12 protein-coding genes are annotated in these 15,813 nt (G+C 73.5%); 7 read left to right on the top strand and 5 right to left on the bottom strand.

The genetic code is table 11. The features are described 5' to 3' along the window. Window positions 1–4: 4 nt before the first annotated feature. Genes AC3IYI_RS22780 through AC3IYI_RS22770 form a run of 3 tightly spaced genes read right to left on the bottom strand, consistent with a single transcriptional unit; the run spans window position 5 to window position 3,818 of the window. On the bottom strand, window positions 5–1,783 hold the full coding sequence (locus AC3IYI_RS22780; protein ID WP_489405516.1) for an L-aspartate oxidase: 1,779 nt from the start codon (window positions 1,781–1,783) through the stop codon (window positions 5–7). Continuing rightward, window positions 1,780–2,790, bottom strand: a complete 1,011-nt coding sequence (gene panC, locus AC3IYI_RS22775; protein ID WP_489405515.1) for a pantoate--beta-alanine ligase — start codon at window positions 2,788–2,790, stop codon at window positions 1,780–1,782. Before panC ends, AC3IYI_RS22780 begins: the two co-directional genes overlap by 4 nt. Then, entirely contained in the window at window positions 2,787–3,818 is a 1,032-nt protein-coding gene (locus tag AC3IYI_RS22770) for a Rossmann-like and DUF2520 domain-containing protein (protein WP_489405514.1), read from the bottom strand. The genes panC and AC3IYI_RS22770 overlap by 4 nt, the downstream gene beginning before the upstream one ends. Before the next feature lie 226 nt (window positions 3,819–4,044). Between AC3IYI_RS22770 and AC3IYI_RS22765 the strand changes: the two genes are divergently transcribed. Beyond that, entirely contained in the window at window positions 4,045–5,364 is a 1,320-nt protein-coding gene (locus AC3IYI_RS22765; RefSeq protein WP_489405513.1) for a hypothetical protein, read from the top strand. A gap of 430 nt (window positions 5,365–5,794) precedes the next feature. Beyond that, entirely contained in the window at window positions 5,795–7,042 is a 1,248-nt protein-coding gene (locus AC3IYI_RS22760; protein WP_489405512.1) for a threonine aldolase family protein, read from the top strand. A gap of 234 nt (window positions 7,043–7,276) precedes the next feature. On the opposite strand, the gene AC3IYI_RS22755 is transcribed toward AC3IYI_RS22760, so the two are convergent. Next, on the bottom strand, window positions 7,277–7,486 hold the full coding sequence (locus AC3IYI_RS22755; RefSeq protein ID WP_489405511.1) for a hypothetical protein: 210 nt from the start codon (window positions 7,484–7,486) through the stop codon (window positions 7,277–7,279). An 850-nt stretch (window positions 7,487–8,336) separates the two neighbouring features. Here AC3IYI_RS22755 and AC3IYI_RS22750 point away from each other — a divergent pair. Together AC3IYI_RS22750 and AC3IYI_RS22745 are read left to right on the top strand one after the other, a co-directional pair. Next, on the top strand, window positions 8,337–9,461 hold the full coding sequence (locus tag AC3IYI_RS22750) for a DUF5937 family protein (protein WP_489405510.1): 1,125 nt from the start codon (window positions 8,337–8,339) through the stop codon (window positions 9,459–9,461). A 324-nt stretch (window positions 9,462–9,785) separates the two neighbouring features. After that, window positions 9,786–11,342, top strand: coding sequence for a M28 family metallopeptidase (locus AC3IYI_RS22745; RefSeq protein ID WP_489405509.1), 1,557 nt, complete (start codon window positions 9,786–9,788; stop codon window positions 11,340–11,342). Between the two features lie 250 nt (window positions 11,343–11,592). On the opposite strand, the gene AC3IYI_RS22740 is transcribed toward AC3IYI_RS22745, so the two are convergent. Next, window positions 11,593–12,585: an SAM-dependent methyltransferase gene (locus AC3IYI_RS22740; RefSeq protein ID WP_489405508.1), complete on the bottom strand. Its 993-nt coding sequence runs from the start codon at window positions 12,583–12,585 to the stop codon at window positions 11,593–11,595. Between the two features lie 106 nt (window positions 12,586–12,691). Between AC3IYI_RS22740 and AC3IYI_RS22735 the strand changes: the two genes are divergently transcribed. The 3 genes from AC3IYI_RS22735 to AC3IYI_RS22725 are packed head-to-tail and all read left to right on the top strand — an operon-like array spanning window position 12,692 to window position 15,732. Beyond that, window positions 12,692–13,891 carry a sensor histidine kinase gene (locus AC3IYI_RS22735; protein ID WP_489405507.1) on the top strand — a complete coding sequence of 400 codons (1,200 nt, stop codon included), beginning with the start codon at window positions 12,692–12,694 and terminating at the stop codon, window positions 13,889–13,891. A 2-nt stretch (window positions 13,892–13,893) separates the two neighbouring features. Next, window positions 13,894–14,589 (top strand): response regulator, encoded by a 696-nt coding sequence (locus AC3IYI_RS22730; RefSeq protein ID WP_489405506.1) that lies wholly within the window; start codon window positions 13,894–13,896, stop codon window positions 14,587–14,589. A gap of 3 nt (window positions 14,590–14,592) precedes the next feature. Beyond that, the gene (locus tag AC3IYI_RS22725; RefSeq protein WP_489405505.1) at window positions 14,593–15,732 is read left to right on the top strand and encodes an endonuclease/exonuclease/phosphatase family protein; all 1,140 of its coding nucleotides are present in this window, start codon (window positions 14,593–14,595) and stop codon (window positions 15,730–15,732) included. The last annotated feature ends 81 nt before the right edge of the window (window positions 15,733–15,813 follow it).

Here is a 15,813-nt window from a genome sequence, read left to right as displayed (position 1 = left end):
ACGGTTACCGCTCCAGGCTGTCGGTGCTGCGGGTGCTGTTGCTGTTGCTGCTCAAGGGGATCCGTACGGACGGGAAGTCCGCCGAGTCCGTGGGGGTGACGACCAGGGCCCGGCGCTCGGTCTCCGACAGGCGCACGACCAGATGGCGCCGCCAGTCGGTGTCGTCCCGGTCGGGGTGGTCCTCACGCCAGTGACAGCCTCGGGTCTCCGCGCGCCGCTGGGCGGCGGCGACCAGCACCCGGGCCACGCACAGGAGGTTGGTGGCCTCCCAGGACTCGGTGCCGGGGACGGCCGTCTTGCCCCGGGTCTCCAGCTCCGTCAGGGCCGTCGCGTACAGGGCTTCGAGCGCGGCGGCGGCCCGGCGCAGCGACTCGGCGGAGCGCAGCACGCCCGCGCCGTCGGTCATGATGCGCTGGATCTCGTAGCGCGCCTCGGCGGGCTGGAGGGGGCCGGTGGCCGGGACGGGGATGCCGGGGCCGGTGCCCGCGGGCGGGTTCCCGATGATGTCGTCGGCGATGCGCTCGGCGAAGACCAGGCCCTCCAGCAGGGAGTTGGAGGCCAGCCGGTTCGCGCCGTGGACTCCGGTGCAGGCGACCTCGCCGCAGGCGTACAGCCCGGGGACGGTGGTGCGGCCGTGCAGGTCGGTCCGTACGCCGCCGGAGGCGTAGTGCGCGGCCGGGGCGACGGGGATGGGCTCGGTGACCGGGTCGATGCCGTGCGAGCGGCAGGCGGCGAGGATGGTCGGGAAGCGCTGCTCCCACATCTCGGCGCCGAAGTGCCGGGCGTCCAGGTACATGTGCTGCGTGCCCTGCTCCTGCATGCGGCGCATGATGCCCTTGGCGACGATGTCGCGGGGGGCGAGCTCGGCGAGCTCGTGCTGGCCGGTCATGAAGCGGACCCCGTCGGCGTCGACGAGGTACGCGCCCTCGCCGCGGACGGCCTCCGACACCAGGGGCTGCTGGCCCTCGGCGTCGGCGCCGAGGAAGAGCACGGTGGGGTGGAACTGGACGAATTCGAGGTCGGAGACCTCGGCGCCGGCGCGCAGCGCGAGGGCCACCCCGTCACCGGTGGAGACCGACGGGTTGGTGGTCGCGGAGAAGACCTGGCCCATGCCGCCGGTCGCCAGGATCACGGCGGGCGCGTGGACGGCGCCGACCCCGTCGTGCTGGCCCTCGCCCATGACGTGCAGGGTGACGCCCGCGGTACGGCCCTCGGCGTCCAGGAGCAGGTCCAGGACCAGGGCGTTCTCGACGGTCTCGATGCCGGCGGCCTGGACGGCCTCGACGAGCGCGCGGGAGATCTCGGCGCCGGTGGCGTCCCCGCCGGCGTGCGCGATGCGGCGGCGGTGGTGGCCGCCCTCGCGGGTCAGCTCGATCTCGCCGGTCTCGGCGGAGGTGTCGAAGACGGCGCCGGTCGCGATGAGACGGCGTACGGCGTCGGGGCCCTCGGTGACCAGGAGCCGGACGGCGGCCTCGTCGCAGAGGCCCGCGCCCGCGACGAGGGTGTCGTCGAGGTGCTGCTCGGGGGTGTCCCCGTCGCCCAGGGCGGCGGCGATGCCGCCCTGGGCCCAGCGGGTGGAGCCGTCGTCGAGCCGGGCCTTGGTGACCACGACGGTACGGCGGCCCGCGGCGGCGCAGCGCAGTGCGGCGGTCAGTCCGGCGACTCCGGATCCGACGACCACGACATCGGCGTCCACGGACCAGCCGGGCGCCGGGGCGTGGAGCCGTATGCCGGTGCTGGTGCTGGTGCCCGCTGCTGCGGGGCCTCTGCCTGGGGTGCTCACGGTTGCGCTCCGAACTCCAATGGGATGTTGTCGATCAGCCGGGTCGCGCCCACCTTCGCGGCGACGGCCAGCACGGCCTGACCGGTGAAGCCGTGGCCGGCCTCGGTGAAGTCCTGTGGGTCCACCAGCGCCAGGTAGTCCAGGACGAGCGGCGGATCGTGACGGCCCGCCTCCTCCAGGACGTGCCGCGCGGCGGCCCGTACGGCCTCCGGCAGCCCGGCGCCCGCCGCGGCGACGGCGTGCGCGTCGGCGGAGGCGCGGATCTCGCCGAGCCGGGCCAGGCCGGTGGCCCGCTCGTCGCCGGCCGGCGAGGCCTGCGCCTCGGCGCGGGCGCGCAGCGCGGCCTGCGCGGCGAGCCGGTCGCGGCCGGCGAACAGGGCGCGGGAGAGGGCGAGGGCGGTGCCGCGCTCCTTGGCGGAGAGGTAGCGGTTGCGGGAGGACAGCGCGAGCCCGTCCGCCTCGCGGACGGTCGGTACGCCGACCACCTCGACGGGGAAGTTCAGGTCGGTCACCATGCGCCGGATCAGGGCCAGTTGCTGCGCGTCCTTCTGGCCGAAGAGGGCCAGGTCGGGGCGGGTGAGGTGGAGCAGCTTGGCGACGACCGTCAGCATGCCGTCGAAGTGGCCGGGGCGGGTGGCGCCTTCGAGGCGCCCGCCCATCGGGCCGGCGGTGATCCGGACCTGGGGGTCGCCGCCGGGGTAGACCTCGTCGACGGCCGGGGCGAACACGGCGTCGGCGCCGGCCTCTTCGGCGATCGCCAGGTCGGCGTCGAGGGTGCGGGGGTAACGGTCGAGGTCCTCGTTCGCCCCGAACTGGAGGGGGTTGACGAAGACCGTGACCACGACCTGGCCGGTGGGGCCGACGTGCTCGCGGGCGGTGCGGACCAGGGTGGCGTGGCCCTCGTGGAGGGCGCCCATGGTCATGACGACGGCGCGGCGGCCGGCCGCGGCGGTCGCGGCGGCGCGGGGCAGGGCGTGCAGTGCGTCTGCGGTGTCGAGGAGGATCACAGGTCGCCGCCTTCGCGTCCCTCGGGGCCTGGGCCGGGGCCGGGACCGGGACCGGGGCCGGGGCCGATGTCGTTCGCGCCGTCGGCGAGTACGCCGAGGAGGTCCTCGGCCAGTTCGGGCTTGAGCAGACCGTGCGCGAGGGCCCGGTCGGCGGTCGTACGGGCCATCGCGAGGTACCCGGCGACCGTGCCCGGGGCGTGCTTGCGCAGCTCCGAGACGTGCGCGGCGACGGTACCGGCGTCACCGCGGGCCACCGGGCCGGTCAGGGCGGCGTCACCGGAGCGCAGGGCGTTGTCGAGGGCCGCGCCGAGGAGCGGTCCGAGCATCCGGGCGGGATGTTCGACGCCCGCCTTGCCCAGCAGTTCCATCGACTGGGCGACCAGGGTGACCAGGTGGTTCGCGCCGAGGGCGAGGGCCGCGTGGTAAAGCGGGCGGTTCGCCTCGGCGATCCACTCGGGCTCCCCGCCCATCTCGATGACCAGGGCCTCGGCGGCGAGCCGCAGCTCGTCGGGGGCGGTCACCCCGAAGGAGCAGCCCGCGAGGCGCTGCACGTCGACCTCGGTGCCGGTGAAGGTCATCGCGGGGTGCAGGGCCAGCGGGAGCGCGCCCGCGCGGCGCGCGGGGTCCAGCACGGAAACCCCGTACCGCCCGGAGGTGTGGACCAGGAGCTGTCCGGGGCGGACCGCACCGGTCTCGGCGAGGCCCTCCACCAGGGACGGCAGCGCGTCGTCGGGGACGGTCAGCAGCACGAGGTCGGAGGCCTGCAGGACCTGCGCGGGCGATACGACGGGCACGTCGGGCAGCATCCGCGCGGCGCGACGGCGCGAGGCGTCGGAGACGCCGGACACGGCGACGGGCCGGTGCCCGGTCTGCTGCAGGGCGCGGGCCAGCGCCGGGCCGACCCGACCGGCTCCGACGACACCGACGGAGAGCCGGGCGGGGCGCTCCGCCTGGGGGGCTGTGTTCACGCGGGGGAGGCCTTCCGCTCCGTTCCGGTCCGCGGGGGGTACCGGACGATACGTCGCCATGCTAGAGGTGTTCCGTAATTACGCGTAGTCGATCTCGATGTCGTGGAGCACGGCGATCGCGCGGGTGGAGCTGATCATGTCGCCGCGCCTGCAGCACCGCGTAGCAGGCGAGAGGCTGCAGACATACCGGACGGCGACCTTGACCCGCGCCGGCCATCAACGGGGAGTTAGCGAGCGATCGCACAGCGTGTGGATGGTCGGCTAATCTGTGACGGGGGTGACAGTGGTGCGGGCTGCTCAGACGTGCAGGTTCCGGGGGAAGAACAAGGCCCCGAAGTGGAAGAAGCCCGACGACGGGCAGGTGTCGGTGATGGTGCTGCCTCTGGCCGTCACCGACCCCGACGACCTGGCCCGCGTGGAGAAGCTGTTCGGCTCCATGTGGTCGATCAAGCGGGCCGTCCAGCGCGATGCCCGCACCAAGGCCGATGCCTACTGGGCGGCGGAGCACGAGCGCGACCGCGACGGGGCAAAGGCCGTACGGCAGCGCCTCGGCCTCAACCGTGAAGCCTTGGAGCGCTGTGCGTACAAGCACCTCGAAGCCTCGGGGCACTTGAAGCACCACTCTTCGAAGGCCCTGGCCATGCACATGGCCGACGAAGTGTGGAACGGCGTCCAGCGGCACCTGTTCGCCGACACCACGGGCCAGCGGCACGGCCGCCCGAAGACGGGCCGCTGGTACGGCTTCACCCGTGTCCCCGGCCGTGCCCGGTCCCACACCACCGACCGCAAGTGGGAGACCTTCCGTCTCGTCGGCACCCTCCACGGCCACGTCATGACCTACACCGATGGCGGCCGGCACGCGCTGATGCAGCCCCACCGGATGCGCGTGCCGGCGGCTCCGTCAGGTGTCGTGCCCACGGGCAAGACCACGACGCCAGGAAAGCCGGGCACCCGGAAGGCAACGTGGTGGGACCACACGGGCCCGCTCGCCGTGGCGTTCGCCGGCGGGCCCGACGGCAGCCGGGGTGACCTCGCGCTGCCCGTGCGCATCCCGCAGCATCCCGGCCAGTGGGCGCGTGTCGAACACTTCCTCTCCAACCCCGGCCGCTGGCACAAGGTCGATCTCGTCCGCCGTCGCAAGGCGTCCGCGCCGGGTGGCTGGGTGTACGAAGCACACCTGATGATCCTCGGCCCCGGATACACCGCCCCCGCCGTACGGGAGATGCGTGAGCAGGCCGCGGCCCTGGACCGGATCGGCGGGGTGGACGGCAACGTCTCCAACCTCTCGGTCGTCTCCCTGCCCTCCAGCCTGGACCCCGCCGACGGCAGGCCGCAGTCCACCGAGGTCACCCTCGGCCCGCAGGAGCGTGCGCTTCTGGAGCGGGAGACGAAAAGGCGGCGCGGCCGTGCGCGGGCACTGGAACGCTCCCGCCGGGCGACGAACACCGCGCAGTACGGGCTGTCGAAGAAGCAGACCCGACGCGCCGAGCAGCGGGCCGCCAAGGGCCTCATGCCCAAGGCAGTCACCGTGCCCGGTGGTGCCCGCGCTGCCCGCGGCGATGGGGTGCCGAAGCAGGCGTTCCGCCGCGACCGGTTGCGCGTGTAAAGAAGACGCTCCGCGACCGCGAGCACAGGTGCATCGCCTGCGGGCTCACCGGAAAGCGGGACCTCGTATCCGCCGCGCTGGCCGCGTTCGTCCGCTTCACCGACGTGGACAACTCCAAGACCGCGTCCCGACACGCACAGATCGTGTACGCAGAAGGGCTAGAAGAAGCCCTGCGGGAGCCAACCACACAGAGCCAGAACACCGCTTACGGTGCTGGCCGCGTGGCAGTCCCACGGCAACGCCGTGCGACCTCTACTCCCCGAACCGCCGGACAGCGGTCCCGAGCAACCCCGGATGAGCCACGCCCCGCGCGTGACCACGCCGGAAAGCCCGGACACCGCCCCGGCCGCAACCCGCAGCTCACCCTCTGGTGAAGTACGGACCAAGTCTTAGCTCCTGGTGTGTGGGCGGGGTCGGAGATGATCAGGGCATGAACGAGGACACGGAGCGGACGGCCGAGCCGGCGGGGCCCACGGCAGAACGGGGCGCGGCCTCGGCTGTGGGCGCAGACGCGGACGCGGAGCAGGCGGCGGGCGAGGCCGGGGACGAGGTTCCCGGCGGCGCGGACCGCATCGGGGAGCGGATGGTGGTCGCCGGGCGGGCGGCCTCGCGGAAGCTGTCGGACAGCCTGCGGGAGGCCACGGTCGGCGAGCTGCTGGCGGAGCTGGGCGGGCTGGCCCCGGACCCCGACGAGCCGGGCGACATCTACGGCAACGGCGTCGTGGAGCGGCTGGAGCGGCGGGTCACGGAGCTGCTCGGCACCGAGGACGCGGCGTTCTTCCCGACCGGAACCATGGCCCAGCAGATCGCGCTGCGCTGCTGGGCCGGCCGGACCGGGAACCCGGTGGTCGCCCTGCACCCGATGAGCCATCCGGAGCGGTGGGAGGGCGGCGCGCTGTCCGTCGTCTCGGGGCTGCGGACCGTCTACCCGACGGGCGAACCGCGCCAGCCGACCGCGTCCGAGCTCGCCGAAATGCCGGAGCCGTTCGGGACGCTGATGCTGGAGCTTCCGCTGCGGGACGCAGGCTTCCTGCTCCCGACCTGGGAGGAACTGTCGGCCCTGGTGGACACGGCCCGGGAACGGGACGCGGTGGTCCACTTCGACGGGGCCCGGCTGTGGGAGTCGACGGTCCACTTCGGCCGGACGCTGCCGGAGATCGCGGCGCTGGCGGACTCGGTCTACGTCTCCTTCTACAAATCCCTCGGAGGCCTCAGCGGGGCCGCCCTCGCCGGATCCGCGTCGCTCGTGGCGGAGGCGAGGGTGTGGCGGCACCGGTACGGGGGCCAGATCTTCCGCCAGTTCCCGGCCGCGCTGTCCGCCCTGGCCGGGCTGGAACGGGAACTGCCGCAGCTGCCCTCCTACGTGACCAAGGCGCGGACGGTGGCGTCCGCGATGTCCTCGGCGTTCGCCGCGGCCCCGGAGGTGCCCTGGTTCCGGGTGCACCCGGAGGTCCCGCACACCCACCAGTTCCAGGTGTGGCTCCCGTACGACGCGGACCGCCTCACGGAGGCGGGCGTCCGGCTGGCGGAGGAGACGGGCACGGTCCTCTTCCGCCGCTGGTCCCCCGACGGCCCGCCGGGCCTGTCGGTGGCGGAGGTCGAAGTCACCCGCCCGGGCCTGTCCTGGACGCCCGCCGAAGTCACCACGGCGGTCACGGGCTTCGTAGCCCGCCTGTAGCCCGGCCGGGCGGGGCCGGGCTTGCGCCGGCTGAGCTGCGGGCCCGGCGGGCACCGGGCCGGCCCTGCGAGCCCGGGCTAGCACCGGCCGCCCCTGCACGCCGGGCGGGCGCCAGCTGGGGCCTGCGGGCCGGGAGGAGCCAGCGCCGACCGAGCCTGCGGGCCCGGGGGGACTGGCTGGGCCTGCGGTCCTGGGAGGACCAGCACGGCTGAGCCTGCGACGTGCGTCGGGCCGTCAAGCGGTCGGGCGGCGGGTCAGCGCGCGGTGGAGGGCCGAGCGCCAGGGGTGGCGGGCCGAGGCGCCGTCCAGGACGGCCCGGAACTGTTCGTAGGTGCGGGCCGCACGCAGGACGGCCACGTCGTCGCGGCCCGGCGGCGGGGGCATCGGGGTGCCGTGCTGTGAGGCTCGGTAGGTGTCGACGAGGTACTGCTCGATCGCGGTCATGCATCCACCCTGAACCTGTCTGCGGGTGCTCCGCGCGGTGATTGACGGACGTCGTCAATCGGCCCTGCGCGGCCGGGGGGGGCTTCGGCCGGCTGGCCCCCCGAGCCCCCGCCGGGCGCCGGGCGGGTGCGCGTCCGCTGCGCGGGGCGAAGTCCCCGACCCGCCCTTCGCCCGTTCCCCGGGCACTGCCCGGACCCGCGCCTCAAACGCCAGCGAGGCTGGGGAACACCACCGGGCTCCGCCCGAACCCGGCCCTCAACCGCCGTACGGGCTGGGAAGGGGGCCCCAGGCTGCGCCCGGACCCCTGGGGCTCCGCCCCAGACCCCGGTCCTCAAACGCCGGACGGCTGAAAAGCCCCAGACCCGGCGCCTCAAACGCCGGACGGCTGGATTGGCGCGGGCGGGCTGGAACGCCCCGGACCCCGCACCGCGAACACCGGACGGCGAAAGGGATCCCGCCGGACGGCTGAGAAGCCCACCCGTCGGCGGGGCTGGGGGGGGCGGCCCGGGCCGGGGACGGGGGCGGGGTGGGGTGTTGGCCTGGACGTAAAGCGTGATTTGTGGCGCAGGTACACCCCGCACCCTGTCGGAGCAGAGCAGAGGGCGCCTAAATCATGCAGTCCAGGCCGACACCCCACCCCGACCCCGGCACCGGCCCACCCCCGCAGCCACAGCCCACGCCGGCCACAACCCAGCCCCGCCGGCGTTTGAGGCGCAGGGGCCCGGGGACCGGTCCCCGGCAACGGCGCCGCACGGCGGACCATCCGCGGGCAAGCCCCCCGCATCGGCCGCCTGGCCGAAGGCCGCGTGGCCTGGCAGCCACACCCCCACCGCGGCGGCAGAATGATCCGATGAGCGTCACCATCGACATCACCAGGCTCCCCGCGGAGCGGATCGGCTTCGCGCCGTCCCCCCTCGCAGAGCTCTGCATGGCGTTGCACGCGCTCTCCCAGCCCGGCCATCACCCCGGGCTCGCCTCCTGGAGCTCCACCACCACCGCCGCCCTCGACCCCGGGCTCGCGGACCGGCTGCTGGAGGGCGATTTCATGTGGCGCAGCTCCTTCGCCGACCTGTTCATGGCCTTCGCCGGGATTCCCGGCGGCTCCGGCCTGCCCGCCGCCACGCTGGCCGCCGAGCTCGACGTACTCGACCGGCTGGACGACGAGCGGTTCGTGACGGCCGCCCTGGAGCACTGCCGGCTGGCCCTCTACAACGACGGCGGCGGCCCGTCCCCGCTCTCGGATCCGCTCGCCCGGGCCAAGGCCCTGGAGACGGCCTCCGCACGCGGCCCGCAGCAGTTGGCCTTCGCCGTACGCGTACTCGACGACACCGCCGGTGTCCGGGTCTGGCTGCGCCGGCTGCTGGAGGACTGCGACGAGGCCTTCTTCGCGGAGACCTGGCGCCGGGTCGAGCCCCGTCAGAGCGCGGACGTCCGGCACAAGGCGGAGGTGCTGCGGCGCAAGGGGCTGCCCGCCGTGCTGAAGGAGGTCTCCTCGGCGCTGAGCGTAGACGAGCGGCTGACCACGGTCACGGTGGACAAGATGGTCCACGGGTCCACGACCGCCACCGATCCCCGAATAGGCGACGGCCTGCTGTTCGTGCCCACGAACTTCGGCTGGCCCCACCTGCTGGTCCTGCACGCCCCCGGCTGGCGCCCGGTGATCCACTACCCGCTCGGCTCACCCGAACTGGCGGCCTCCCCGGGGTCGTTGGAGCTGATGCAGCGGCGCATGGAGGCACTGGCCCACCCGATGCGGATGATGCTGTGCCGCAATCTGGCGCGGGCTCCCTACACGACCGGCGAGTTGGCGGCCGCGCACGGGATCACCGCCCCGGAGGTGTCCCGCCATCTGGCGGTGCTGAAGAAGGCCGGGCTGATCCAGACCCGCCGCCAAGGGCGGTACGTCCAGCACCAGCTGGACCTGGCGGCGGTCGCGCGGATCGGCTCCGACTTCATCGAGGGCATCCTGCGGTAGCGCTGCGGGAGCACTGCGGGAGCACTGCGCGAGCGGACAGCGGGCACTGGCCTGTTTTCGACGGCTCGGATACTCCGATATACGGATTTCACAAACCGGAATCAGTGAAAAGTCTGGCCATGGCCGCCACTTGATGTCTAACGTGCGTCCACCGCTCCGCTCCTCCCACTCTTCCCACTCGGCGCAACGCACCCGACCTGCGTCTGCGTCCGCGTCCCCTGCACGTCTGCCGGCCTGCACCCCTGTACGCCACAGCCCGAACGCCATACGCCGTACGCCCTACGCATGCGCACGCACACGCGCATCCGCCGTGGAAGGACTTTCATGCCCTCACGCCGTATAGCCGCAGCCACCGCCGCCCTGGCAGCCGCGGCCCTCGTCTCCCCCCTGCTCCTCGCCGGACCCGCCGGAGCCACCGGCAGCCCGGAGAGCGACGCCGCCCGGGGTGACGCGCTGGCCCGAAAGCTGGTCAAGGACTCCACCGGCAAGGGTGCCTACAACCACCTGAAGGTCTTCCAGGCCATCGCCGACTACAACAACGGCACCCGTGTGGCGGGTTCCAAGGGCCACGTCCAGTCGGCCCAGTACGTCGAGCTCGTCATGCGCGCGGCCGGGTACGAGGTCACCAAGAACGAGTTCGACTTCGTGTACGTCGCGACGGTCGCCGAGACCCTGAAGGTCAACGGCGCGGCCGGCCGCAGCGTCCCGATCAAGCTGATGACGTACACCGCCAGCGGCCCGGCGAACGGCGTGACGGCGCAGATCGCCGCCGCCCCGGTCGACGCCGACGGCACCAACGGCTGCGAGCCCACCGACTTCGCCGCGGGCGCCTTCACCGGCAAGGTCGCGCTGATCAAGCGCGGCGGCTGCGCCTTCGCGGTCAAGCAGCAGAACGCGGCGACGGCCGGCGCGGTCGGCGCGGTGGTCTACAACAACGTCGAGGGCGCCCTGAACGGCACCATCGGTTCGGCGGACGCGGGGAAGATCCCGACCGGCGGCGTCACGCTGGCCGAGGGCGAGCGGCTCGCCGCCGAAGCCGCCGCGGGACCCGTCGAGGTCACCCTCGACATCCGCGAGTTCCGGGAGAACCGAAAGTCGTACAACGTCGTCGCGGAGACGCGGGGCGGCGACGAGAACAACACCGTCTTCCTCGGCGCGCACCTCGACTCCGTCACGGCAGGCCCGGGCATCAACGACAACGGCTCCGGCTCGGCCGGCATCCTCCAGGTCGCGCAGAAGCTCGCGAGCAGCCAGGGCAAGATCAAGAACAAGGTCAAGTTCGCCTGGTGGTCGGCGGAGGAGTTCGGCCTGCTCGGCTCCGAGGCGTACGTCGCCGGGCTGACGGAGGAGCAGAAGAAGCAGATCAAGCTCTACTTGAACTTCGACATGATCGCCTCGCCGAACGCCGCGTACTTCGTCTACGACGGCGACGACTCGGACAAGGTCGGCGCGGGCCCCGGCCCCGAGGGCTCGGCCCAGCTGGAGAAGGGGATCAACGACTTCCTCGGCTCCAAGAACATCCCGCGCGAGGGCACCGACTTCTCGGGCCGCTCCGACTACGGCCCGTTCATCGAGGTCGGCATCCCCTCGGGCGGTACGTTCACGGGCGCCGAGGGCATCAAGACGCCGGCGCAGGCGGCGAAGTTCGGCGGTCAGGCCGGGGTCGCGTACGACGTGAACTACCACGGCAAGGGCGACACGATCGCGAACATCGACCAGAAGGCGCTCGACATCAACGTCGACGTCATCGCGGACGCGGTGGGTCACTACGCGTTCGATCTGGCGCCGCTGGCGCAGCCGGTCGTCTCGGAGCCGACCGATGGCACGGGCAGTGGGGGTGGCCTCCACGAGGGCCACGACCACGTCGACGCCACGGAGTAGTCCGTCCGGGGGGCGGGTCGGGGGCCGGTGCAGCCGCTGCGCGGCGCGGAGTCCCCTACCCGCCCTTCGCCCATCCCCCAGACTCCGTCCGGGGGGGGGACCCCCAGCCGGGCGCTGCCCGGACCCGCTCCTCAAACGCCGGAGGGGCTGGATTTTCCAGCCCCTCCGGCGTTCCCGTGCAGGCTGACGCCGGCCAAATCCAGCCCCGCCGGCGTTTGAGGCGCGGGGTCCGGGGCTGAGCCCCCGGGGCCTACCCCGGCCAGGGGGCCACGCCGACCGGCTGAACCAGCCAGCCGAAGTCGCCGAGTCCGCCGCGGGCGGTGAGTTCCGCGGCCTCCCCCGCCGCCGACAGCGCCCGCACGTACGCCGCCGGGTCCTGCGAGGCCAGCGCGAGCGGCGGCCGCGCCCCCGAGACGCCGAGGGCGGCCAGCGCGTCCCGCTGCGTCAGCAGCACCGCGCCCGGCCCCGCGCACGCGTCGAGGGCCACGTGCGCGGTGACGTCGCAGCTCCCGTCCGGCACCGGGGCGGTCTCCCGCCCGGCGCGGAATCCGGTCAGCGTCCCGAAGGGCGGCCGGGCGTCCCGGGTGTGGGCGTAGTCGACGGCGACCGCGAGGCCCCGCTCCACCCCCGCGACGGCTCCCGCCCAGGCTGCGTCACGCGGCCGGCCGATCTCCGCCCGGCCCCCGCCGGACTCCGCCTCCGGCCACCACCGCTCCAGCCAGGCCCGGTCCGGCCCGTCCAGGAGGCCGCCCGGGCTCTCCGTGCCGTCCCGCGCGACCTCCACGTAGCGGCCGCCCTCGGCGAGGTCCAGCGGTACGTTGTCGAGCCACTCGTTGGCGAAGAGCAGCCCCCGGGTCCCCCGGGGCGGCTCGCTCACCCACCGGATCCGTCCGTCGAGCCCGGCGGGCCGCCCCGCGCGCTCCACCCCGTACGGCCGCACCCGCGCGGCCGTCTCCGGCGGCAGCGCCGCCAGCACCCCGGCCAGCAGTTCCCCGCGTCCGGCCCCTACGTCGACCAGGTCCAGCTCCTCCGGACGGCCGAGCTCCCCGTCCACCCACAGGAGGAGCCGGGCCACGGCCCGCGCGTAGAGCGGCGAGGCATGCACGGACGTGCGGAAGTGCCCCGCAGGGCCGGGGCCGCCGGGACGGACGTAGAAGCCGTCGGGGCCGTACAGCGCCCGCTCCATCGCCGTCCGCCAGCGGACCGGACCCGCCTGCTCCGTGCCTTCACCCTGAGTACTCATCGCGGAAAGGTTATGGTCGCCTCCACCTCCGGTAGTACTCGCCCGTCGCGTGGATCGCCCCTCTGGTTGACTCCAGCACCTATCGGCTGTCCCTACTCTGGGTTACGTGCAGCGCCTCTACGATTTCCTCCGCAGACACCCGACGGGCGTCGACAGCTTCTGGGCTGTCCTCTTCTTCGGGTTCTCGATGGCCATCGTCGCCTCGGAGCACCAGGGCACCGGCTCCGCACTGCTCGCCACCCCCTGCGTGGTCGCGCTGAGCACCGCCGTGGGACTGCGCCGCAAGCGGACCGTGCCGGCGTTCTGGCTCACCGTCGCCACCGGCCTGTACCAGCTGGCCATCGGCGCGGAGGTGAGTTTCTACGACTTCGCGATGCTCGTCATCCTCTTCACCGTCGCCGCCGCCGACGTGCCGCGCTGGGTCTCGCGCACCGCCCTCGGCTGGGGGCTGCTCGCGTCCCCGCTGTACTTCGCGCGCATCGGCGTGGACAAGAGCACCTCCACCACCGACAACGTGCTCTTCGTCGTGTTCATGATGATCCCGTTCGCCCTCGCCTGGGTGACCGGCGACTCCCTGCGCACCCGCCGTGCCTATTACGCCCAGCTCGTCGAGCGCAACCAGCGCCTGGAGCAGGAGCGCGCGGCGCAGGCCAAGGTGGCCGTCGCCGCCGAGCGGGCCCGCATCGCCCGCGAGCTGCACGACGTCGTCGCGCACAACGTCTCGGTGATGGTGGTCCAGGCCGACGGCGCCGCCTACGTGATGGACGCGGCCCCCGACCAGGCCAAGGAAGCCCTGCAGACCATCTCCGGCACCGGCCGCCTGGCCCTCGCCGAGATGCGCCGGCTGCTGGGCGTGCTGCGCACCGGCGAGCCGCAGGAGTCCGAGGACTACGTGCCGCAGCCCGACGTGGAGCAGATCGAGGTGCTCGTCGAGCAGGTGCGGGCGGCCGGGCTCGCGGTGGACTTCGAGGTCGAGGGCGCCCCGCGCAAGCTGCCCAGCGGCGTGGAGCTGACGGCGTACCGGATCGTCCAGGAGGCGCTGACGAACACGCGCAAGCACGGCGGCCCCGACGCGAAGGCCAGCGTGCGGCTCGTCTACTTCGACGACGGGCTCGGCCTGCTCGTCGAGGACGACGGCCGGGGCGCGGCCCGCGAGCTGTACACGGACGGCGGCGCGGACGGCGCCGGACACGGGCTGATCGGCATGCGCGAACGCATCGGTATGGTCGGAGGCACCCTCGACGCGGGCCCCAGGCCCGGTGGCGGCTTCCGGATCAGCGCCCTGCTCCCCCTGAAGAAAAGGTGACCATGTCCTTCCCCACCGGCCCCTCCATCCGCGTGATGCTGGTCGACGACCAAGTCCTGCTGCGCACCGGTTTCCGGATGGTGCTCGCCGCACAGCCCGACATGGAGGTCGTCGCCGAGGCCGGCGACGGCCTGGAGGCGCTGGAGGTGCTGCGCGCCACCAAGGTGGACGTGGTGCTGATGGACGTCCGCATGCCCCGCCTCGACGGGGTGGAGGCGACGCGCCGCATCTGCGAGCCCGAGGAACACCCCAAGGTCATCATCCTGACCACCTTCGACCTCGACGAGTACGCCTTCTCGGGCCTGAAGGCGGGCGCGAGCGGGTTCATGCTCAAGGACGTCCCGCCGGGCGAGCTGCTGGCCGCGATCCGCTCGGTGCACAGCGGGGACGCGGTCGTCGCCCCGTCCACGACGCGCCGGCTGCTGGACCGGTTCGCGCCGATGCTGCCGTCGGCCTCGTCGGAGCCGCGGAACAAGGACGTCGAGCGGCTGACGGAGCGCGAGCGCGAGGTCATGCTGCTGGTCGCCCAGGGCCTGTCGAACGGCGAGATCGCCGCCCGCCTGGTCCTGTCGGAGGCCACGGTCAAGACCCACGTGGGCCGCATCCTGACCAAGCTGAACCTGCGCGACCGGGTGCAGGTCGTGGTCCTGGCGTACGAGACCGGGCTGGTCCGCGCGGGCGGCGGCGGGACTCTGTAGACCGTGCGCACCTCCAAGCCGTCCTTCGCACGGGACGGCTCCATACCCGGGGCCCGCCGCCGCGGACGGTGGCCCCTCGTCACCGTGCTGGGGGCGGTCGTCCTGGCCCTGGCGATCCTGTACGCGGCCGGCTGCCGGTCCGCCGGACAGGACCCGGGAACCGGGCTGGACACGGGCTCGGATCCGGACCTGGGGGCCACCGAGGCACGGGCCTACTCGGTGTGGCACTGGAACGTGGCGGGCAGCGCCATCCATCACGGCCGGACCGACACCGGCCTGATCGAGAACGCCGCCCGGTCCATCACGGCGGCGCGGCCCGACTTCGTCTCCTTCAACGAGATCTGCCAGGGCCAGTACGAGGCCCTCGTGAAGCGGCTCGCCAAGACCGAGGGGTGGACGGTGCCGTACGCCCACGCCCGGTTCACCCTGACCCGGGCCCCCGGCACCGGCATCTGCGAGGGCGGCGGCTTCGGGAACGCGCTGCTCAGCAGCCACGAGCTCGGACCGTCCAAGGACTACCTCCTGCCCAAGGACTACACCCCGGCCGAGAGGACCCGGCTGACGGCCGCGGGCCGGGGAGTCGAGGACCGCAAAATGCTCTGCGCCCCCCTACGGGACCAGCCGCGGATGACGTTCTGCACGGTCCACATCACCGGATCGAACCGTCCCCTGCCCAGCGGGGGCGGCGGCTCGGCGAAGAAGAAGATCAACGGGCAGCAGCTGGCCGAAGTGGGCCGGGTGCTCGACTCCTTCGCCAGGAACAGGCAGGTGTACCTCGTCGCGGGCGACTTCAACGCCCAGCCCGACCTCGACCAGTACACCCGGCTGAAACCCCTGATGAGGAAGCACACCGAGCTCGACGACGCCAACCCCGCCCACTGCCCGGGCTACGGCACGTGGACGGCGCTGCCCCCGCGCGAGGTCAACGGGCCCCCCGCGTGCGGTCCGCACCCGAAGATCGACCTGATCATCGCCCGCGGCAACCTGCCCGAGGGCACCTACTCGGCGCAGGCACAGACCATCCCGGGCGACTGCGAGGCCGTCGGGCAGGACGACCGGATCGCCCGGCCGGTGACCCGGGTCAACTGCTCCGACCACCGCGTCCTGACGGGCCGCGCCACGCTCCGGGTCCCCACGGGCTGAGCCTTCGGGGCCGCCGGCCCGGACCGGCCCGGCTGCCCGGACCGGCCGGCGGCCCGGACCGGCCGGCGGCCCGGACCGGCC

Source organism: Streptomyces sp. GL_148, assembly GCF_057834205.1.
This window is presented reverse-complemented; position numbering and strand designations above follow the sequence as displayed.